This is a genomic window from Streptosporangium brasiliense (assembly GCF_030811595.1).
Lineage (GTDB): Bacteria > Actinomycetota > Actinomycetes > Streptosporangiales > Streptosporangiaceae > Streptosporangium > Streptosporangium brasiliense.
The window spans coordinates 6,308,055-6,328,792 of the sequence record NZ_JAUSRB010000002.1 but is presented as its reverse complement, the minus strand read 5'-3'; the positions used below and the strand labels follow the sequence as shown (position 1 = coordinate 6,328,792).

Here is a 20,738-nt window from a genome sequence, read left to right as displayed (position 1 = left end):
CCCTGACATGTGGAAACGCCCCGCCGGTCCGAAGATCAGCGGGGTGCCGGCTCATTACCGCAACGCGTTGATGAGCTCCTTCGGCTCAGGCTTGAACAGACCGAAGGGATCCTCCAGATCCTCGTAGTCGATCACCTCATCGGCTGGCGGGGGAACGACCACGATCGGCATCCCCCAATCGGCGTAGCGGGTGTCGATCCTCTCGATCTTCGCGGTCTTGTACTTGCCGGTCACATGCTTGTTGGTCAGCAGGCGCTTGGGCAGGCCCGCGGCGTCGGTCCACAGACGCCAGGAGATCGTCGGCCTGGTGAGCGTGCCCTGATAGAAGAACCCGTCGGGCACTGGCTTGACCGTCGCCCCCTTCAGCAAGGCCTTCAACGTAGCCGGGTCGAACACGTTGACCGCCGTCTGCTGGGTGGCGGCCTCGGTGGCGTACTGGGCGTCGGGCCTCGGCGCCCGCGACCTCGCCCAGGTCTTGCCCTGAGGTAGCGAGTAGAGGCCGGAGGCGTACAGGTACCCGCCGACGACGGTCATCTGGGCCGGGCTTGCCAGGTCGGCCAGCAGTTCGTTGGTTTCCGCCATTCCCCTGCTCTTCGGGTCAAGCACCCACTGCATAGTGCTGTCGGCGGCAACGGGACCGGCGGGGCCAAGCTGCAGCCTGCTGTTGAACCGGAACCGGGCCGAGGTCCCGTCCTTGAAGATCGTGTGGGAGATCTCGGCGATCTGCACGCCGCGTTCGGCCCGCAACTGCCGTTTGACCGCCTGCGCCGGGTCGGGCGGGCCGGTCTGCGCGGCTGCGGGGACCGCAGCGGCGGCGGATGCGATCAGTGTGGCGGCCGCGAGGGCGAGCCATCGTCTCATGGGGGATGTCCTTCATGAAGGGGTGGTGCGGGAAGATCATCCTGCCAGAGGGCAACGCGAAAACGGACCCCGTCTGACGGGCCGCCGGTGGCCGACATCGCCTGGGTGTACACCGCCGGCGGACGGACACGGCAGCGGCGCCACCGAGGCGGCCAGTGCCTCCTCGGGGGCTTGGGGTGCCGTTAACGAACGTGTCACCAGCCCCAAACGCGGGTGATCATGGTGATGAGGGAGTTGTAATGGTGACGGCGCCACCGTGGATCTTCTGGCATGGAGCGCGCGCCGTTAGGCATTGACGACCTGGTCGAGCACTGGACGGTCCTGGAGGAGGAGAGAGGACTTGTCTCAGATAAACGCGGTGCGACGCGGCTGGGCTTCGCGCTGCTGAAGTTCTACACCCAGCACGGTCGCTTTCCTCGTGGCCGGGCCGAGCTCCCGGATGAGGCTGTGGAGCATGTGGCGCGGCAGATGAAGGTGCCCGCGACGGAGCTGGGGCTGTATGACTGGTCGGGCAGCACCATCGAGTACCACCGCACGCAGATCCGGGAACACCTGGGCTTTCGGGTGTGCGGCGTTGCCGACGCCGACAAGCTGACCGACTGGCTGGCGGTCAACATCGCGCATGCCGAGCGTCACCCCGACCGTGTGCGGGAGGAACTGCTCGCGCGGTGCCGCCGCGATCGGATCGAACCACCTGCCGCGGCCCGGGTGACGCGGATGGTTCGCTCGGCACTGCACACGGCCGAGGCCGCCTGGTTCACCCGGATCGCCGATCGGGTGGGCGCGACCGCTCAGGCGCGCCTGCTGGGCCTGGTGGGAGCGGCCGAGGACGGCCACACGGACAGCGACATCGACCGTGAGAACGAGTTCAATCCCGGAAAAGCGGAGGAGCAGGACGACGGGGCGGGGGATGCGGGCTCGGTGCTGGCGCTGATCAAGGCGATGCCGGGCAACGTCAGCCTGGAGTCGATGCTGACCGAGATCGGCAAGCTGAACGCCATCCGGGCGATCGGGCTGCCGACGGGGTTGTTCGCCGACGTGGCGCCCAAGGTCCTGGCTGGGTGGAAGGCGCGGGCGATGGTGGAGTCGCCCTCGCATCTGCGGCGGCGGGCGGCCAGTTCGCCGGCGGGCGCGGTGACGTTGCTGGCGGCGCTGGTGGCCGAGCGGGAGCGGGAGGTGACCGACAACCTGGTCGACCTGCTGATCGCCACGGTTCACCGGATCGGCGCGCGGGCCGAGCGCAAGGTCACCGAGGAGCTCGTCAACGCCTTCAAGCGGGTCTCGGCCAAGGAGAACCTACTGTTCACCATTGCCGATGCGGCGCTCGCGGAGCCGGACGGCACGGTGCGGCAGGTGGTGTTCCCGGCAGTGCGGGGCGGGGAGGAGACGTTGCGCGATCTGGTCAAGGAGTTCAAGACCAAGGGGCCGATCTACCGGCGTACGGTACAGACCACGTTGAAGGCCTCCTACACCGGTCATTATCGGCGCGGGCTGATCGAGCTGATCGGCCCTCCGCTCCCGAACGTGTCCCCAGACATCCGAGCATGTTGTGGTGTCAAGCGGCGGCTGCTGGACGAGGTGGAAAGGCGATGGACCCGTCGTAGGTTCGGCGCTTTTGGAGGCAGTGATAGAGGCAGCCGATCAGTCGGTTGAACAGGTGCCGCGGAGCTGCGGTATGGGCGTCGTCGGCTGCTTTGCGGCGGTCGTAGTGCGCCCGCGCGCCTGGTGAGGGCCGTAATGCGGCGAAGGCCCAGATGTAGCCGACGGCGGCCAGGCGGTCGTTCTTCACCTTGCGGGTCATGATGTGCCGCGACTTGCCGCTGGCTCGGGTGACCGGCGCCGAGCCGGCATAGGCCTTCAGGCCGCGAGCATCGGTGAAGCGGGTCCGGTCGTCGCCGATCTCGGCCAGGAGGCGGGCACCGACCAGCGGGCCGACACCGGGGAAGCTGGTGATGATCTCGGCGTCGGGGTGCTGGGCGAAGGCCTCCTGCACGCGGGTGGCCAGGTTCTGCTCAGCCGTGCAGGCCGCTTCGAGCTGGCCGAGCAGGGCGGTGAGCTGGTGACCCATGGCCTGCTCGATCAAGTCGGGCAACCGCATGTGTTCGGCGCGGAAGATCGCGTGAAGTCGTTCGACGTCTCGGTCGAGGTAGCGAGCCCTCCCGGCCCGTTTGAGCGCGGCCCGCAGTTGTCCACGGGTGAGGACGGCGGCGCGGGCGGGAGTGGGCGCCGGCGCGAGGACGACCCGGGCCTCGGCCTTGGTGACGCCGCCGTTGCGCAGGTGCGCAAAGGCCTGCAAGGCGGCGGCGAAGTAGTCGTGCAGCAGCGATCGGATCCGCTGGCCGAGCTGGATGCGGTCCCAGACCGCGTCCTGCTGGGCGCGGGCCAGCACGGTGATCGCCCGGGCCAGGTCGGAGTCGGCGGGCAGCGGCCGGTGCGCGGTCATGTCGGTGCGCAGGATATTGGCCAGGATCAACGCGTCCTGCTCGTCGGACTTCTTGCGCGCGACGCCATGCCGGTCTCGATAGCGTGAGACCGCGTAGGGGTTGATGGCGAACACCTGCCGTCCGGTCGCGCGCAGACAGGCCACCAGTAGGCCGTGCGGTTTTTCGATCGCGACCGGGATCGGGTCGTCCGGGTGGTCGCCGACGCCGGCCAGCAGCTCCAGCAGCGCACGCAGGCCCGCGGCGTCGTTGCTGATGCGGGCCTTGGCGACCCGGGCACCGGTGTCGTCGACGATGGCGATGTCGTGGTGGTGTTCGGCCCAGTCGATCCCGCAAAACAGCTTCGTCAATGTTCTTCCAAGGACAGGCAGCCGACCATCGGTGCAGCTCCAAACCGCAGCGGAGACGCGCGGCCCGCTAATCGAAGGACTCGCCGGTCCGACATCCGATCAGCCGTTCGCGACCCCAGCGATCCACGGGGCCTCCTTCTGCCGCAAGAGCTCACCGGCTCGGCCGCGTTGAGGAGGTCGATCCCGCAGACGGGCTCGAACCACGAACACCACGCTCGTCGAAAAGCCGGGGTCGTGGCGGGAGAACGCCAGGAGGGCCGGTCGGGGGGCAGATCTGGGAGACCCTCCCAAAAGTCAGGCTCATCAGCCCGGCATCCATCGATCACAACGGCGGCGGATCGCTCGACGAGCAGACACCAGTCCCGGCCGGTCTGGGGATAGGCATCCAGTGCCCTCGCCAAGTCAGGCTCTGAGGCTGGCGCCTGCTCACAACGTGCGATTAGCCGCCATCTGGGCCGGTGACCGGACAGAACACAGGTTCTGCCCGGTCACCCGGACGGCACAACCGCAGGTCAGCACGATGAGACGGTGTGGCGCACCAATTCGGTCCCGGTCAACGCGCCGCCGAACAATGCCGAAACCCGACCTCGGAATGGGTGGGGCAGAGCAGAGCCCCAAGGCCCATGAGCTGCAGCGGCCGATCTACCTTGGGGCTGGGGACACGCTCGGGAGCGGGACGCCGAACTGTGGCGACGCGATCGACGCCTCCCAGGAGCGGTGGCGGTGCGTGCGCGGCCGCGCCTGCCGGGCGATCGCCTCCATCAGCTACGCCGCCAGCCGCGACCAGCTCGACATCGCGGGGCTGGCCACCTCCCGCATCCAGCAGCTGCTGGATGCGGGATTCATCGCCGATTTCGCCGACCTGTTCTCCCTGACCCGCGAACAGGTTCTGGGCCTGGAGCGGATGGGTGAGACCTCCACCGACAACCTGCTGGCCGCCATCGAGCAGGCCAAGAAACAGCCCCTGAGCCGGGTGTTCTGCGCACTCGGCGTGCGTGGGACCGGCCGGTCGATGTCGCGGCGCATCGCCCGCCACTTCGGCACGATGGAGGCCGTCTTGGCCGCCGACGCCGAGGCCGTCCAGGCCGTCGACGGGATGGGGGCCGATAAGGCCAAGCTCATGCTCGAGGAGCTGGCCGAGCTGCGGCCGCTGATCGACAAGCTGATCGCGGAGGGCGTCAACATGACTGAGCCCGGCGCCCCTGCAGCGACCCTGGCCGTCGATGACGACAGCACCGGCGACGCACCGGTCGCCGCGCTGTCGCTGGCGGGCATGTCGGTGGTGGCCACCGGGACGATGACCGGCCCGCTGCAGGAGCTGTCGCGCAACGAGGTCAACGAACTGATCGAGCGTGCCGGCGGCAAGGCATCCGGAAGCGTCTCGGCGAAGACCTCGCTGTTGGTCGCGGGCGGGAAGGCCGGCTCGAAGAAGGCCAAGGCCGAGGAGCTGGGCGTGCGGGTCGTCACCCCGGAGGAGTTCGCCGCCATGCTCGACGGTTTCCTGTGACGCCCGCTGGTCGGTGGGCGGCCCGCTCTCATATCGCGGGCCGCCCACCGACCGGCGGCGTGACGCGCGGCCGCCGCCAGCACCGTGGAGTCAGGGTCGACAGCCGGCCGCGCGAGCGCCCTGGCGATATCAGCGGTTCCGGCTGCGCGACGATGGACGGACTGTCCGCCCTGTCTCGTGACTCGGGCCGGGCGCTGAGCGTCAGCTGGAACATCAACGGGGACGGAACCCTTGATCACGCGATCGACGGTCAGATGATCACGAGTCTCACTGTCACCTACCCCGCGCTCCGCGACAGAGCCGACCCCCATGCGCTGGACCCCTACCTGGAAGGACTGCGTTTCGAACTCGGCAGCGGTCGAGAGGGGACCTCGATCGAGGAGAGCATCAGCTCCGCGCTGACCCTGATCGGCCGCATCACCGGCCGTGAGATCGACCGGGAGTGGCTGGACGGCACGCACACGCTGTATGTGATGCCGTCCCGGGACTGACGGGCCCGGCTGGTCGAGATTCACGGCAACCTCCGTGACCGGATCGCCGGAGCCGAGCGCAAGCGCTGTCTCCTCCTGCTCACCGACGGCCTGCGCACCACCTCAGCCGCCCTGCCCCTCCCCCGGCCCCGGGCTTTCCGAACCTCCCGCTGACGGCGGTCGCGAAAACGGGTGGATCTTGCGGATAGTGGTCACCTATCTTGGGTCCTCACCCCTACGTGAGGACTTCGCGCGCATGACGCCGCCTGCTCTTTAGACCTGACACTTCCCTGCGCATCGGTCGCCGGCGACGCCGTCGGCTCTGTTTCCCATGCTCTTCGTCAGGTCTTCAGAGAGATCATGTCTTCACATCCTCATATCGTGCTGCCCTGGGTGGTGCGGCGCACCCGCCTGCCTCTGCTCGCCTTCCGGTGCGTGGCCTGCCCTTCCGGCCGCGCCACCATCGGCAACGGCAGGTTCCGCGTCAACGCCAACGGCAAGCTTCTCGACGTCTGGCTCCTGGTCAACTGCGTTTCCTGTGGCCGGACCGGCAAGCTCACCGTCCACGACCGCGTCCCGGTCCGCTCACTGCCCGCTGACCTTCTGGCCGGTTACTCGACCGACTCGCCTTCCCTCGTCGTGGACACCCTTCTCGACCCGTTGATCGCCCGGCGCAACCGGTTCGCGCTCGATTGGGACGGGTGCTGGGAACTCCACGCACCTCCCGTTCCCGAGAATCCGTGGCCCCTTCAGATCACGGTCACCTTCGACGCCCCCGTGCCGGTCCGTCCCGAACGGCTCATCGCTCATGGATTAGGCATCAGCCGTAACGAGGTCGCTCGCAGAGTCAAGATCGATATCCCGCTGAACCGCAGGACGGAACTGAATTTCTCATTCGTCCTGGTGTGGTCGGTTCAGTAGGCCCAAGTATCGGTGCGACGCTTTCCGCCAAGGCAGAACACGGCTCTGCCGTGTTCTGCCTTGGCCAGGTCGACGCGGATCCAGCTGGCATTCTTGGCGACCGTGGCGGTGCAGCCGGTGCTGGGTACGTCGGCACCAGGTGACAGTGTCACCGCCGGCCTGCCCGACGGCCCGTGGACGCTGCACCGGCTGCGCCACTCCGCCCTCACCCGGGCCGCCGAGGACGGCGCCGACACCTCGACCTTGCTCCCCTGTTCCGGGCACACCTCGGTCGCCTCACCGTCCCGCTACGCCCGCGTCCCCGGGGTTGAGGAACCCGCAGACAGCCGTTGGGACGCCTTTTCCAACTTCGGCAGCATCGCCAGACGGTCACCGCTCGACTTGCGGCGCGCGGGACTGATCAGCCTGGTGGCCGTCAGCAGCGCGAACAGATCGAGCGCGTCGTCGATCGCCTCCGCTTCCAACGACCGCGTCACCGCCACCAGCGTCGCCGTTCGCCGCGGCTCCGACAGACGGGCCAGCAACGGTGCCTTGCTGCTCGCCCCGTACCGGGCCAGGGTCTTCATTCGCCGGATCGGGACCTTGGAGACCTCGACCCGCCCCAGCTCGAACCGAGCGAGGTCATTCACCCGCTTCAATGCCCGTACCAGTTCCGCGCCCGGCTGCCGCTTCGGCGCCTGCCGCAACCGCTCCAGCTCCGAGAACCGCGACCCTCCGGGACCTCCAGCAGCCCGAGCAATGCGCCAAGCATCCCAGCGCGTCCCGGCGAACAGCCGTAGAACGCTTCTCGTTTCGTTGCCCAAGGGCCCGGCGAGCACTGGAGGGGTCCCAGTAGCAACGACGCGTAAAGCAGCGGATATGCAGGTCGGCGGCCCGCCTTCCAAGCTGTTCCCGAAGGTCTTCAAGGAAGCTCTGACCTGCGTATCCGTTGAAGATTTCGCCGATACTACCGGGACCCCCCGTAGGCTCGGCGGACAGCTCGCCGACCGGCGGGCGCCGACGCTGGGGGACCCGATGGACGAGGCGTACTCGACGCCGGGCGTGCACGAGGCGCTGATGTGACCGAAGCCGTGAAAGACCGCGACCGAGTGGCCGGCCTATCCCTGTCGCGGCTGGTCGTGTCCGTGCTCCATGGCGCCGACCAGGGCATCGACGCCCGGCAACAGTCCCAGCAGATTCGCCAGACGACGCATGGGCGGCGGCGTGTTGACCACACAGGCCGCGCCCGTGTGACATAGCTTCGCCAGCAGGCATATCCCGCCGACGTCGACGAAACGCAGGTGCCCGACATCGATCAGGAGACGATCGTCGCCGCACCTGGCGCGGGTCAGCGTTTCCTCCAGCGCGGTGCGGTTGGTGGCGTCGATCTCGCCGATCAGCCGGATGAGGGTCGTGCCAGGCGTGGGGCGATAGGTCAGGCGCAGTTGGCGATCAACATAGATGACCGCGTCAATGGTGTCGTGGGGCACGGTGTCGTCGGATTCGGGGATGCCGGAGTGGATGGTCATGGAGCTGCGGGCAAAGGCGGGACGTGGCCGGCGGGGCTCCGGGAGGGCGGGCAGATGCAGCTGCGCTGGGGCTGGAGAGCAGGCATGTGGACCTCCACCGAGGGAGGAAGAGCGGTTGACTGGAATCATCTCACCCGCAGCCTGTTTCGAGAAGACAGTTACCGGAAAGGAGCTTCCGGTAACATCTTATGGTAGACACATTTCGCCTCCGTTACCACCACGCCGAACCGCCGGCCCCGAAAGATGCGACATGGCCATGAGCAGCTCTGACGAGCCCACCTCCACCTGGACGTTCCTGACCCACCACGCCCGGGTGCTGTTGGAGATCGCCCGCGATCCGCACGCCCGCCTGCGCGACATCGCCACCCGCATCGGCATCACCGAACGCGCCGTGCAGGGCATCGTGTCCGACCTGCACCAGGAGGGCTACCTGACCCGCGGCAAAGTCGGCCGCCGCAACCACTACACCCTCAACCCCGAGCGCAGCTTCCGCTATCCGACCGAGGCCAACCTGCCCATCCGACTGCTCATCGACATCTTCACCCAGCACGACCTGCCCAGCGGCGGTGCACCCACCGCCCGCCACGCCGACACCTCAACGGCCCCGATCGACTCTCCCGAGCATCAACCAGGCGCTGCCGCTTCTGGCTGACATTCCTGATGCGCATCGGCCCTCGATGCTGCCCGAAGGGGCCGACAAGCGTTGTTAGTCGGCATCGACACGATCAGGCATGATCAGGGGATGGCCCTCTCACGTATCGGCCTTCGGGGAGGACCGGACCGGATTTTGGCGCTACGCCATCAGGGGTTGCACTCGGCGAGCCCGGCGAGCAGCCGCCGGACCGGGACTGCATGATGAGCCCCGGCCCGGCGCGCCACGCACCATCACCGGTGCGCAGGTTGAACAGGTGGTGATACGCACGCTGGAGGAAGTGCCCGAGGGCGCCGCTCACTGATCGAAACGGGAACTTGCCCGGCAGGTGGGCATCTCACCGTCCAGCGCGCTGCGCATCTGGCGAGCCTTCGGCCTGCAGTCCAGGGTCGGAGTCATGACCGAGCGACACGTGACCTTGATAGGCGGTCCGCTGGACGGGACGACGTTCCCGGGCCGATGTTGGTGGCGGACAGCACCTTGGAGACGGGGGCGTGCATGGTCGTCCCGCGGGAGACCTCCCGGGCGGTGTATGAGCCTGAGCCCGGGGCGGATCCCTACATCTGGCACTACCGCGGGTGCAGGCGTGCGGCCTCGGGGAACAACGGAACAGCGGTTGGCTCCAAGCCCTTGATCTTGGTCCCGGAGCGGTGACGGTTTGGCCGTGGCTAGCGGTGGTGCGGCGGGTGGGGTGGCGGCGGCGGGATGGTGGCCGTGCTGGGGGCGGTCTCCGGCCAGACCAGCAGGACGGGGCAGGGGGCGTGGTCGACGATGAATCGGCTGGCGGGGCCGAGGCTGCGGGGTCCGAGGTGGGTACGGTCGCCGTCACGGGCGAGGATGAGCAGGTCGGCGCCTTCGGCGGCGGCCACGACTTCCCGCTCGACGCGGCCCGAGTGTTCTCGCCGGGTGCACGGGCGTCCCAGCCGCTCGGCCGCGCTGGCCAGGAGCTGTTCACCCGCCGCGGCGGCCAGGTGCTCCACCCGCGTGCCGGGGTCGCGGTCGGGGCGTGCGCGGCCCAGCAGCCCGGCGTAGGCGCCGTGCGCGGCGCCCGGCACCCCGGAGCCGGTGACGTGCAGCAGCACCACGTCGGCGCTCTTGGGCGCGTGGGTGCGCGCAGCGTCGACGCAGGCGGGCCAGGTGCCCTCCACGATCCAGACGATGACGGTCATCGCGTTCAGCCTCCGATCGCTTGAAGTGACACCCACAGTGCCACCACCGAGAGCAGCAGCGCGGTGGGCACGGCGAACAGACCGAGCCGGGTGAACTCGCCCAGCTCCACGTCGGTGTCGTGTTCGCGCACGATCCGCCGCCACAGCAGGGTGGCCAGGGAGCCGGCGTAGGTGAGGTTCGGGCCGATGTTCACGCCGAGGAGCACGGCCAGGACGGCGCCCGGTCCGGTGGGGGCGGTCAGCGGCAGCAGCACCAGGACTGCGGGCAGGTTGTTGATGATGTTTGCCAGTACGGCTGCCAGTGCCGCGGTGGCAAGGAGGGCCGCCAGGCCGGTGCCGGCAGGAACCACGTGGCCCAGCGCGCCCGCGAGGCCGTTGTCGACCACCGCCCGGACCACGATGCCCAGCGCCAGCACGAAGGCGCAGAACGGCAAGGCCGCGGCCCGCACGATCACCGTAGGGGTGGTGCGGCGCTGGGCCAGCGTACGGGCCGCCAGGACGGCCGCGCCCGCGGCCGCCGCCCAGGCCGGGTTGATGTCGAGCGCCGAAGTCAGCACGAAACCCGCCAGGGTGCCCGCCACCGTGAGCAGGGCGAACAGCGGCAGTTCGCGGGGCTCGGAGGCGAGCGGGGCCTCGGCGCCCGCGTCCAGGTCGGTGGCGAAGAAGCGGCGGATCACCACGTACTCAGCCCCGATGGCGACCAGCCAGGGCAGCGCCATCAACCCGGCGAAGCGGGTGAAGGTCAGGCCGCTGGCGGCGAACGCCAGCAGATTGGTGAGGTTGGAGACCGGCAGCAGCAGCGAGGCGGTGTTCGACAGGTGGGTGCAGGCATAGACGTGCGGCTTGGCGCGAGCGCCCAGCCGGGCGGCGGTGGCGAACACCACCGGGGTCAGCAGTACCACCGTGGCGTCCAGGCTGAGCACCGCGGTGATCAGCGAGGCCGTCACGAAGACAAGGACCAGCAGGCGGCGGGGGCGGCCGGCCGCCCGGCGGGCCATCCAGGCGCCGCAGGCGTGGAACAGGCCCTCGTCGTCGCACAGCTGGGCCAGGACCAGGACGGCCGCGAGGAAGCCGATCACCGGGCCCAGCCGGGCGGCCTCGGTCGCCGCGTGGTCGAGCGAGATCGCGCCGGTGGCGATGACCACCCCGGCGGCGGGGACGGCCACGACCGCCTCCGGCCAGCCCCACGGCCGGATCACCGCGCAGGCCAGTACCGCCAGGAGCAGGACGACGGACAGTGCTTCTGCGAGTGAGGCGTTCAGGGTCGGAACCTTTCCGGGTGGAGTCCTGGCGCGAGGAGTTCGTTGTAGGGGTCCCAGTAAGGGTGTTGGTAAGGAACGTGTCGCCAACCGCAAATAGTTGATCTTGAGCGGCGGTGTGGTAGCGATGGTCAAGAATCTGTGCTGGTGTCCCGTTGTGCTGGTGTCCCGTTGTGCTGGTGTCCCGTTAAGGATTGTCCACCGGGTTATTCGGGGGCGCCTTTCGGCGGCGCCGCGCCGCAGGTCGGTAATTCCCGCCTCACCGAAATCAGCGGTGACAATTCGGTCGATGAACTGGGCGCGATCCGGGTAAGGTAGCGCCCAACAGCGACGACGGAGCCGAGTAGCACCTCGATCACCGGAGTTGGAGAGAGCCGCCGGCAGCTGCGAAGGCGGACTCCGGCCGGGGCGTGAAGACCCTCCTGAGCTGCGGGGAAGAACGGCCCTCGGGCCTAGTAGAGTCCCGCCGAATCGCCCACGTCAAGGGTTTGCAGAGGCTACGCCGCACGAGTTCGCGGCGTGGCGAAGGTGTGGTGGTACCGCGAGGATCCCGCTCGCCCACGCCTCTCAGGGGACGCGTTGCGAACCAGAGGAGGCCACCACCGTGCAACGCATCCTGTCCACCCAGCTGTCCGCACACGTCGGCGAGACCGTACGCATCGCAGGCTGGATTCATCGTCGCCGACTGTTGAAGTCGGTCGCTTTCCTGATCCTGCGCGACGCCGCCGGCCTGACCCAGATTGTCGTGTCCGAAAAGACCGCCCGTGCTCAGCTGGAGACCCTGCCGGAAGAGACGACGGTCGCCGTCGTCGGCACGGTCACCGTCGAGCCGTCCGCGCCGGGCGGCGTCGAGATCACCTCGCCGGTAATCGAGGCATTGACCGACCCCGCCGAGCCGGCTCCGTTCGACCTCTACCGGCCCGACCTGCGCGCGAGCCTGCCGACAATGCTCGACCATGCGCCGGTCGCGCTGCGCCACCCGAAGCTCGCCGCCACCCACCGCGTCAGCGCGGCCGCGGTCGGCGGGTTCCGCACGGCGATCGAAGCGATGTCGTTCGTCGAGATCCACACCCCGAAGATCGTTGGTGCGGCGACCGAGGGCGGCGCCAACGTCTTCAAGCTCGACTACTTCGGCCGTCCGGCGTACCTGGCGCAGTCTCCTCAGCTCTACAAGCAGATGATGGTCGGCGTCTTCGAGCGGGTCTACGAAGTCGGACCGGTCTTCCGCGCCGAGCCGAGCGACACCGCCCGCCACCTCGCGTCCTACACCTCCCTCGATGCCGAGATGGGCTTCATCGAAGACCACCGCGACGTCATCGCCGCGTGCCACGCGACGGTCGGGGGCATGCTGACCAACATCCACGCCTCGGCCGGTCCCTCACTCGAGCTTCTCGACGTCACCATGCCGGCGCTGACGGAGAAACCCGTGGTGGTGCACTTCGCCGACGTACTCGAGATGATCAGTAGGGCGACCGGCCAGGACGTGACCGCCGAATCTGACCTCGCGCCGGCGCATGAGCGTTGGATCGGCGAATGGGCCTTGCGTGAGTATGGCTCTGACTTCGTGTTCGTCGAGGGCTACCCGACCGCGCATCGCGCGTTCTACACACATCCGGACCCGGCGCGGCCCGGCTACTCGCGCGCGTTCGACCTGATTTTTCGTGGCCTGGAGCTGGTCAGCGGCGGTCAGCGGATGCACCGGCACGCCGACTACGTGCGAGCACTGACCGCGCGCGGCGAGAGTGACCTGTCGGCGTACTCGGGATATCTCGACGCGATGCGCTACGGCATGCCGCCGCACGGCGGCTTCGCATTCGGGCTGGAACGGTTCATGGCACGCCTGCTCGACGTGCCGAACGTCCGCCAGGTCACGCTGTTCCCCCGCGACCTGCACCGGCTCGCTCCGTGAACGATACCGGTGAGACCCTCGCGGATCGTTGCGCTGAAGACCCGCAGGCGCGGTGACGTCTGGACGCCGGCCCACCCCTGTCAAGGCCGTAGGTTCGGAAATCTGCCGACCAGCGCGCAAGTGCACTGGATCGTGCGCTGAGCCCTACCGGTTTCCTAGGGTTTTTCACTTTCGACGCCCATCGGGAAAGAGTCAGAACTGTTGAGTGTGGCCGGACAGCTCCAGAGGTGGGACTGGAGCTGACCAGCCGGCGCACTCCATGCGTCAGCGTCAGCTTGCCTATCGACCGGAGGGAACCGATGGCTCGCCATGGATCCTTCCGCCGTGCACAGCGGAAGGTCCGGGCGGGCCTTTCTCCATGCCTCTGGAAGGCCCTGGACTACCTGCGCGAGGGCGACACGCTGGTCGTACCGTCGCTGGACCGGCTCGGCCGTTCCCTGCAGGACCTGATCGCGATCGTCGCCGGCCTGCGCAACGCGACATCGGGTTCCGGTCGCTGAAGGAGGCCCTGGACACCACCACGCCGGGAGGACGGCTGGTGTTTCACGTGTTCGCCGCGCTCGCGGAGTTCGTCCGTGAACTCATCATCGAGGGCACCAACGAGGGCTCGGCCGCCGCCAAGGCTCGAGGCCAGCGCCTCGGACGTCCCCCGGCGATGCCCTACCCAATCTCGTGCTGGACACCACCGGTGCGTCAGTTGACATCGGGCCCGGAAGCCGACCATGCGACGACGAGACTCGAGCGTCCTCGACATCGAGTCCCCATTGTCCGCTCTGGGACGGAGGTCGCGGCGGTAAGGGACTTTAGCCTCCGGTCCGTAAGGGGCGGTTCACTGCAGGCTGTGCGGTGGGCACCACCAGCGAGCACCGACCGGGCCATGCCCGAGCGCCGGCCGAAGAGGCGGCAACGCCGCAGCCGTGGTGCCCGATCTTTCATCCATGCAGGAGCACGGGAGACGAGACCATGAGTACACCGGCGCGGGCCAGATCCCGCGAGCTGCGCGACGTCAGGACCGCCGCCGAGCGCCGCAGGAAGAAGCGCATCCGCCTGGCCGCCGGTGGTGGCGGGGTGCTCATCGTGGCTCTCCTGGCCGCCATCGTGATCAGTCTCGTCAACGCCGCAGGAGGCTCCGGGGAAAGTACGGCGCCGCGGGGCAGGACAGCCGCTCCGGCGATCGCCACGACCAGCGGGGCCCTCGCTCTCGGCAGTGCCGCCGCGCCGGTGAGACTGGCGGTCTACCTCGACTACATGTGCCCGTTCTGCGGGCGCTTCGAGCAGGCCAACAGCGCCGAGCTGAACCGCCTGGTCGCCGACGGCACGGTGCGGCTGGAGCTGTATCCGCTGTCGTTCCTGGACCGGATGTCCAGCGGGACGGAATACTCCACGCGGGCCTCCAACGCCACCGCCACGGTGGCCGACCACGCGCCCGGCAAGGTCCTGGCCTTCAACACCGCGCTGTTCGCCCGCCAGCCCGCCGAGGGAAGCCGCGGCCTGTCCGACGACGAGATCGCCGCCCTGGCCCGTGACGCCGGCGTGCCGCAGGATGTCGTGAACCTCTTCACCGACCGGATCTTCGAGCCGTGGGTCACGGCTTCCACGGCTGCGGTGTTCGAGGCGGGGATCTCCGGCACGCCCACCGTGAAGATCAACGATGAGGTGTTCAAGGGCGACCTGTACACGGCCGGCCCGCTGACGGCGGCCATCGTCGCGGCCAAGGGATCGTGATGACCACCGTTCTGGCCCGCCTGCACCACCTCCGGCACACGAGCGGCTGGATCTTCGGAACCATGCTGCTGTCGGCGTGCCTGAGCCTGACCGCCTCCTTCGTGCTCTCGGTCGACGCCCTGGCCCTGGCGGCCGACCCGAGCACGAGCCTGTCGTGCGACATCAACGCCGTCATCAGCTGTGGGACGGTCGGCGCTTCCTGGCAGGCGCAGCTGTTCGGGTTCCCCAACGCCTTCCTGGGACTGATCGCCGAACCGGTCGTGATCACCATCGCGGTCGCGAGCCTGGGCGGCGTGCGCTTCCCGCGCTGGTTCATGTTCACCGCCCAGATGGTCTACGCCCTCGGTCTCGTCTTCGCCTGCTGGCTGCTTTTCCAGTCGATGTTCGTGATCGGCGCGCTGTGCCCGTGGTGCCTGCTGGTGACAGTGTCCACCACGCTGGTGTTCTTCACGCTGACCCAGGTGAACATCCGCGACGGCAACCTGCCGCTGCCGCCCCGCGTGCAGGCGGGAGCGGCCAGGTTCATCGAGGCCGACCTTGACGTCATCGCCGTCACTGTCTGGATCCTGACCTTGATCCTGGCGATCGTCCTGAAGTACGGCTCCACGCTGATGGCATGACGCAGGGACGAACGGCCCTATCCGAAAGGTCTACTTCCTCTAATTCCGACAAGCCACCACCAGACATCCTGGAGCCCACACGATGACGTCGAAGGATCATGATGTGCAACTACTGCGGCTGCCGGGACTTCCCGCTGATCGGCCGGCTCTCCGAGGAGCACTGGCAGATCGAGGAGACCGCCGGGGCCCTGCGCCGGGCCATCAACGAGAGCCGGTACGGCGACGCCCTATCCCTCCTCGACGGGCTGCTCGCACAGCTCATCCCGCACACCGCCACCGAGGAGAACGGCCTGTTCGCCGAACTGCGTGCCGAGGGGTCCCTGGCCGAGGCGGTCGACAGGCTCTGCGCCGAGCATGACGAGATCCACGAGGTGTTCGGCACGGTCGACCGCACGGCACCGGACTGGGCGGCCGTGCTGGAGGCGATCGGGAAGCTGCGCCGGCACATCGACAGCGAGGAGCACGGCCTGTTCCCCGCCTCGGTGATCATGCTGCCGATCTCCGCCTGGGACCGCATCACTCCGCAGCAGTCCACGGTCGGAGGGTAGAAGTGGTCGCCCTCCGGCGGGTGCACGGTCTCCGCCCCCGTGGACCGTGCACCTCCCGAAGGGCGACCACTGCCCCCCGGGCGAGGCCGGTGACGGCCGCTGGGGGCCGAAGGACCCGCAGATCCGGGGTCCAGGGTCCCGTCCCGGGTGACCTGGGCCGGTGACGGGCCTCTGAGGGCCGCGCCCGGTGTTCCGGTCATGTCCGATGTGTGCCCGATCCGCCGCCTGGCCGGCTCGCGGTGCCCATGGCCGTCGTCCATGTCCGGCACGCCTTCGACGGGCGATGACGCCGCCTTCGGATGTCCGGGTCCACCCTCCCCGGACATCCGAAGGCGTCGTCGCCGCGCGGCCGGCGAGCGAGAGCCGCCTCGTCGTGGTGGTCCTCCCCGGCGTCGGAGAGCGCCACCCCAGCGCCCCGCTGTTCAACGCACAGGGGCGCGCACCTCGGGGCCTTCCCGCCATCCGGGAGGGCCCCCGGAAAAGGGCCCGGAACACCCCGGGAACCCGCGGCAACCACCGGCGCACCGGCCGGAGAACGGACAAGGAGTCCTCATGACCACGCAGACGGCGGGAAGCCCGCAGGACACCGTCCTGGCGACGATCCGCGCCCACCACGACCAGCTCGGCCGGACGATGTCCGACCACACTGTGACCATCGTGCGCTCCATCGACAAGCTGCAGTCCCCGGCCGCCCGGCAGGAGGTGCTGGTCACCTTCTGCGCCGAGGAGGTGCTCCCGCACGCCGAGGCCGAGGAGGAGACGCTGTACCGCGTCGCCGACGCGCTGCCCGCGACCAGGCTGCTCGCGCAGGCCATGCGCGACGAGCACGTCCTGCTGCGTGACCGGGTCGACGAGCTGGAGCGGGCGAGCACGTGGGGGGAGGTCGTCGCGGCCGCCGCCGCGCTGAACACCCTGTTCCAGTCGCACCTGGACAAGGAGAACGAGCTCCTGCTGCCCGCGCTCGCCGACGCCGGCGTCGACCTCGCCGCCCTGCTCGACGGGATGCATGAGATCCTCGGCGCCCCGGCCGAGGCCGGCGGGTGCGGATGCGGGTGCGGATGCGGCGCCGGAGAACCGGCGGCGGAGGACGCGGACGGCGCTCTCGTCGTCGGCGAGCTCGACGTGCGCCGGCTGGTCCCGGCCCAGCGCCACGAGCAGATCTTCGCCACGTTCCGGGAACTGCCCGCGGGCATGTCGTTCGTGCTCGTCAACGACCACGACCCCAAGCCCCTCTACTACCAGTTCGCCGCCGAGCACCCCGGCGAGTTCACCTGGGACTACGCCGAGTCCGGTCCGGCCGTGTGGCGGGTGCGCATCGGCCGTCCCTGACCGCCGGTGGCCATGACCGCGGCCCTGGGCGCGGGCAGCGGAGCGACCTTCGCGCCGGTCGCCCAGATCGCCCCGGCCGACAAGGTCGGCTCGGTCACCGGCCTGATCGGCGCCACCGGCGGCCTGGGGGATCCGTCCCGCCGCCGGTGATGGGCGGTGCCGGCCCTGCACCCTCGGGGTGCGAAACATGAAGGACGTCAGGAGCATGATGACCCGCACGACCCGAACAGCCCCACCCATCTCCTTCCGCATCGCCCCGGTGCGGGGCGTAGGGCGGAGAGATGGCCGGATCCAGGCCAGGACACACCGCTGCGGCAATGAACGCATCCGGGCGGCAGTTGGCCCGGTGCCGGCATGATCACCGTCACTACCAGCGCCGACAGCGCTGCAACGGGGTTCCACAACGTGTCCTGGCAGCAGGCACGCCGGCTCGCCCATGCCTCGGCGCGGCCGGTGCCGGCGCAGCCGGCCGACCTGGCCCAGGCCGCCGGGCTGACCCTCGCCCAGGAGATCGTCACCCGCTCACCGGCTCCGGCCTTCGACACCGCGGCGATGGACGGATTCGCCGTGGCGGGCACCGGACCGTGGCAGGTGTGCGGCGCGATACGGGCCGGAACCGTCTTTCCCGCCGGTGAGCTGCAGGCGGGACAGGCGGTGGAGATCTCCACCGGCGCTCCGGTGCCTGCCGGGGCCGATGCGGTCCTCCCGGTGGAGCTGGCCGTGCGCGATGCCGACCGGGTCCAGGGCCCGCAGCTCACGCCGGGCCGGCACATCCGCCGCACGGGTGAAGACGCCCCCGCCGGAACCCACCTGGCCTCCCCGGGCAGCCGGATCGGCCCCGCGCTGCTCGGCCTGGCCGCCGCGTGCGGCTATGACGCGCTGCAGGTCCGGCCGCGGCCCCGGGTACAGATCCTGGTCACCGGCGACGAGCTCGTCCACCGCGGCAGGCCGGGCCCCGGCCAGGTGCGCGACGCCCTGGGCCCGATGCTGCCCTCGCTGGTGCAGGACATGGGCGGGCAGGCTGCGGCCGTCTGCCACGTACCCGACCGGCCCGGCGCGCTGGCCGATGCCTTCGCCGCCGCCGGCGCGGCGGAGGTGCTCGCGGTGACCGGGTCCACCTCGGTCGGTGTCACCGACCATCTGCGGCCGCTGCTCAACGAGCGGGCGGTGCGCTGGATCGTCGACACGGTGGCCTGCCGTCCCGGCCATCCACAGTTACTGGCCCAGCTCGCCGACGGCCGGTGGGTGGTGGGCCTTCCCGGTAACCCCTACGCCGCCCTGGTCGCGGCGCATACGCTGCTGGCCCCCCTGCTGGCCGGATTGGCCGGGCGGCGGCTGCCGGTCTTGCCTCCTGTGCCGCTGACAGGTCAGGTCCCGTTCTCCCCCGACCGCACCCAGGTCCTGCCGGTGAGGTGGGACGGCGCTGTGGCCCGCGTACTGGGCAAGCAGCGTTCCGCGTTCCTCAACGGCGCGGCCATCGGCGACGCGCTGGCCGCGGTGCCTGCCGGCTGGAGGAGCCATGAGCCCGCTCCGCTCATCCTTTCAGCCGGGCTGTAGGAGCGGACCTGAAGCTCCGTCTGACGCGTTCGATGAAGAGCCCCCAAGAGGGCGTCGATCGAGGAGGGCACCTTGACAGGCAGTCCGGCCTCACTCAGGGAAAAGGAGCCAGGATGGACGAGAAGTCGTTGCTCCCGAGCATGCAGCTGGATGACCTCCTGGCCGAGCTGCAGGGCCGGCTGGAGGCGGTGCTGGCCACCCGGGACCGAGTGCACGCCCTGCTGGAGGCCGTGGTCTCGATCGGCAGCGACCTGGACCTGGAGACGGTGCTGCGGCGCATCACCCAGGCCGCCACCCAGCTGGTCGAGGCCCGCTACGGGGCGCTCGGCGTCATCGGCGAGGGCGGCACGGTGGAGCGGTTCATCCCGGTGGGAATGGCCGAGGAGGAGATCGCGCGGGTCGACCACTGGCCGCACGGCAAGGGCCTGCTCGGACTGCTGATCAAGGAACCCGGGACGCTGCGACTGGCCGATCTGACCGAACACCCGGCTTTCTATGGCTTTCCGGAGGGACATCCGCCGATGCGCAGCTTCCTGGGCGTGCCGATCGTGGTGCGCGAGGAGGTGTTCGGCAACCTGTATCTGACCGAGAAGGCCGGCGGCGCGGCCTTCGAGGAGGAGGACGAGATCGTGGTGGGCGCGCTGGCCACCGCCGCCGGTGTGGCGATCGAGAACGCCCGGTTGTACGAGGAGAGCCAGCGCCGGGAGAACTGGCTGCGGGTGTCCACGGAGGTGACCAGCAGTCTGCTGTCGGGTGAGGACCCGGACGAGGTGCTCACCGTCATGGCCCGGCGCGCCATGGAGCTCACCGGCGCCGACACGGTCACCGTGAGCTTCCCCCTGGCTGAGACCATGCGCATCGAGATCGCCGAAGGGCTCGGCGCCGAGCACCTGCGCGGCTGCGCGGTGCCGATGGAGGACTCCCTGGCCGCCGCCGTGGCGCATACCGGGCAGCCACAGACCGCACTGGATGTGAAGGTGCGCATGGCTTATCCGGCATATCTGGAGCAGGTGCCGCTGAGCGCGGCGATCGCCGTCCCGCTGGGCAAGCCGCAGGCGGTCCACGGCGTGCTGAGCCTGGCCAAGCAGGCCGGGTCGCCGCCGTTCAACGAGGCGGACCTGCGCACGGCCGAGGCGCTGGGCGGGCAGGCCGCGGTCGCGCTGGAGCTGGCCGACGCGCGCCGCGACGCCGAACGGCTGGGCCTGCTGGAGGACCGTGACCGCATCGCCAAGGACCTGCACGACGTGGTCATCCAGCGGCTGTTCGCGGTGGCGATGACGCTGATGAGCATGGTTGAGATGGTCGACAACCCCACCGCGACGACCCGGATGCAGCACGCGGTGGACGAGCTGGACCAGACCATCAAGGAGGTCCGCTCCACGATCTTCGCGCTGCAGTCGCCGCCGCAGGCCGGCCAGGTCTGCAGCCTGCGCGGCCAGGTGACGGAGCTGGTGGAGGCGGCGCGCGAGCAGCTCGGTTTCATGCCCAGCATCCGGATGGAGGCCCCGCTGGACAACACGGTGCCCGAGGAGGTGGCCGGGCAGCTGCGGGCGGTGCTGCGCGAGGCGCTGTCCAACGTCGCCCGGCACGCCCGGGCGAGCAGGGCCCAGGTGCTGGTGGGGGTCAGTAAGGGCACGCTGCTGCTGGAGGTGAGCGACGACGGCATCGGCATCCCCGAGGACGGGCGGCGCAGCGGGCTGCGCAACCTCGCCGACCGGGCCGCGCGCCTGGGCGGCGCGTTCACCGCGGAGCGCGCCGAGGGCGGCGGGAGCCGCCTACGCTGGCGGGTGCCCCTTGCGCGGGGATGAGCGCGGTGGAAGGGCCTGCACGGGGACGGCTCCGCGTGTGCGGCTGGCGCACACCTGCCTCGGCGCCGTCCGTCGACTGGTCGATGAACGCCCTGGCGGCCTGA

Annotated in this window: 20 protein-coding genes and 1 pseudogene; 15 read left to right on the top strand and 6 right to left on the bottom strand. The window is 69.6% G+C overall.

All coding sequences use genetic code 11. The features are described 5' to 3' along the window. Positions 1 to 54: 54 nt before the first annotated feature. Positions 55 to 861, bottom strand: a complete 807-nt coding sequence (locus tag J2S55_RS37320) for a hypothetical protein (protein ID WP_306870884.1) — start codon at positions 859 to 861, stop codon at positions 55 to 57. 270 nt (positions 862 to 1,131) lie between these two features. Between J2S55_RS37320 and J2S55_RS37315 the strand changes: the two genes are divergently transcribed. Further along, positions 1,132 to 2,514 (top strand): DUF4158 domain-containing protein, encoded by a 1,383-nt coding sequence (locus tag J2S55_RS37315; RefSeq protein ID WP_306870882.1) that lies wholly within the window; start codon positions 1,132 to 1,134, stop codon positions 2,512 to 2,514. On the opposite strand, the gene J2S55_RS37310 is transcribed toward J2S55_RS37315, so the two are convergent. Continuing rightward, the gene (locus J2S55_RS37310; protein WP_306870879.1) at positions 2,417 to 3,652 is read right to left on the bottom strand and encodes an IS110 family RNA-guided transposase; all 1,236 of its coding nucleotides are present in this window, start codon (positions 3,650 to 3,652) and stop codon (positions 2,417 to 2,419) included. The two genes, J2S55_RS37315 and J2S55_RS37310, sit on opposite strands and share 98 nt — an antisense overlap. A 592-nt stretch (positions 3,653 to 4,244) precedes the next feature. Here J2S55_RS37310 and J2S55_RS37305 point away from each other — a divergent pair. The 3 genes from J2S55_RS37305 (at position 4,245) to J2S55_RS37295 (ending at position 6,550) form a co-directional block, all read left to right on the top strand. Then, positions 4,245 to 5,159, top strand: coding sequence for a BRCT domain-containing protein (locus J2S55_RS37305; protein WP_306870876.1), 915 nt, complete (start codon positions 4,245 to 4,247; stop codon positions 5,157 to 5,159). Between the two features lie 254 nt (positions 5,160 to 5,413). Further along, positions 5,414 to 5,650, top strand: a complete 237-nt coding sequence (locus tag J2S55_RS37300; protein ID WP_306870875.1) for a hypothetical protein — start codon at positions 5,414 to 5,416, stop codon at positions 5,648 to 5,650. Between the two features lie 360 nt (positions 5,651 to 6,010). After that, entirely contained in the window at positions 6,011 to 6,550 is a 540-nt protein-coding gene (locus tag J2S55_RS37295; protein ID WP_306870873.1) for a DUF1062 domain-containing protein, read from the top strand. 287 nt (positions 6,551 to 6,837) lie between these two features. Here J2S55_RS37295 and J2S55_RS37290 read toward each other — a convergent pair whose 3' ends face one another. Then, positions 6,838 to 7,236 carry a hypothetical protein gene (locus J2S55_RS37290; RefSeq protein ID WP_306870872.1) on the bottom strand — a complete coding sequence of 133 codons (399 nt, stop codon included), beginning with the start codon at positions 7,234 to 7,236 and terminating at the stop codon, positions 6,838 to 6,840. 172 nt (positions 7,237 to 7,408) lie between these two features. Between J2S55_RS37290 and J2S55_RS37285 the strand changes: the two genes are divergently transcribed. Further along, on the top strand, positions 7,409 to 7,612 hold the full coding sequence (locus J2S55_RS37285; RefSeq protein ID WP_306870870.1) for a hypothetical protein: 204 nt from the start codon (positions 7,409 to 7,411) through the stop codon (positions 7,610 to 7,612). A gap of 35 nt (positions 7,613 to 7,647) precedes the next feature. Here J2S55_RS37285 and J2S55_RS37280 read toward each other — a convergent pair whose 3' ends face one another. Continuing rightward, a complete protein-coding gene (locus J2S55_RS37280; RefSeq protein ID WP_306870868.1) occupies positions 7,648 to 8,058 on the bottom strand; it encodes an STAS domain-containing protein in 411 nt (136 codons plus the stop codon). 256 nt (positions 8,059 to 8,314) lie between these two features. Between J2S55_RS37280 and J2S55_RS37275 the strand changes: the two genes are divergently transcribed. Then, entirely contained in the window at positions 8,315 to 8,710 is a 396-nt protein-coding gene (locus tag J2S55_RS37275; RefSeq protein ID WP_306870866.1) for a helix-turn-helix transcriptional regulator, read from the top strand. A 668-nt stretch (positions 8,711 to 9,378) separates the two neighbouring features. On the opposite strand, the gene J2S55_RS37270 is transcribed toward J2S55_RS37275, so the two are convergent. Both J2S55_RS37270 and J2S55_RS37265 read right to left on the bottom strand, forming a co-directional pair. Beyond that, a complete protein-coding gene (locus J2S55_RS37270) occupies positions 9,379 to 9,879 on the bottom strand; it encodes a universal stress protein (protein ID WP_306870864.1) in 501 nt (166 codons plus the stop codon). A gap of 5 nt (positions 9,880 to 9,884) precedes the next feature. Beyond that, positions 9,885 to 11,078, bottom strand: a complete 1,194-nt coding sequence (locus J2S55_RS37265) for an SLC13 family permease (RefSeq protein WP_306870861.1) — start codon at positions 11,076 to 11,078, stop codon at positions 9,885 to 9,887. Positions 11,079 to 11,742: 664 nt separating this feature from the next. Here J2S55_RS37265 and aspS point away from each other — a divergent pair. The 9 genes and pseudogenes from aspS to J2S55_RS37215 all read left to right on the top strand — a co-directional run bounded on the left by aspS (position 11,743) and on the right by J2S55_RS37215 (position 20,634). Next, positions 11,743 to 13,047 carry an aspartate--tRNA(Asn) ligase gene (aspS, locus tag J2S55_RS37260; RefSeq protein ID WP_306870857.1) on the top strand — a complete coding sequence of 435 codons (1,305 nt, stop codon included), beginning with the start codon at positions 11,743 to 11,745 and terminating at the stop codon, positions 13,045 to 13,047. A 299-nt stretch (positions 13,048 to 13,346) separates the two neighbouring features. Then, a pseudogene (locus tag J2S55_RS37250) lies at positions 13,347 to 14,014 on the top strand (recombinase family protein). After that, a complete protein-coding gene (locus J2S55_RS37245) occupies positions 14,011 to 14,772 on the top strand; it encodes a DsbA family protein (RefSeq protein WP_306870851.1) in 762 nt (253 codons plus the stop codon). The pseudogene J2S55_RS37250 and the gene J2S55_RS37245 overlap by 4 nt, the downstream one beginning before the upstream one ends. Next, on the top strand, positions 14,772 to 15,392 hold the full coding sequence (locus J2S55_RS37240) for a vitamin K epoxide reductase family protein (protein WP_306870848.1): 621 nt from the start codon (positions 14,772 to 14,774) through the stop codon (positions 15,390 to 15,392). The genes J2S55_RS37245 and J2S55_RS37240 overlap by 1 nt, the downstream gene beginning before the upstream one ends. 98 nt (positions 15,393 to 15,490) lie before the next feature. Next, positions 15,491 to 15,940, top strand: a complete 450-nt coding sequence (locus J2S55_RS37235; RefSeq protein ID WP_306870845.1) for a hemerythrin domain-containing protein — start codon at positions 15,491 to 15,493, stop codon at positions 15,938 to 15,940. Between the two features lie 552 nt (positions 15,941 to 16,492). Further along, positions 16,493 to 17,269, top strand: coding sequence for a DUF2249 domain-containing protein (locus tag J2S55_RS37230; protein WP_306870843.1), 777 nt, complete (start codon positions 16,493 to 16,495; stop codon positions 17,267 to 17,269). 12 nt (positions 17,270 to 17,281) lie between these two features. Further along, entirely contained in the window at positions 17,282 to 17,419 is a 138-nt protein-coding gene (locus J2S55_RS37225; RefSeq protein ID WP_306870840.1) for a hypothetical protein, read from the top strand. A 204-nt stretch (positions 17,420 to 17,623) separates the two neighbouring features. Then, entirely contained in the window at positions 17,624 to 18,826 is a 1,203-nt protein-coding gene (locus J2S55_RS37220) for a molybdopterin molybdotransferase MoeA (RefSeq protein WP_306870836.1), read from the top strand. A 113-nt stretch (positions 18,827 to 18,939) separates the two neighbouring features. Next, positions 18,940 to 20,634, top strand: coding sequence for a sensor histidine kinase (locus tag J2S55_RS37215; protein ID WP_306870834.1), 1,695 nt, complete (start codon positions 18,940 to 18,942; stop codon positions 20,632 to 20,634). The last annotated feature ends 104 nt before the right edge of the window (positions 20,635 to 20,738 follow it).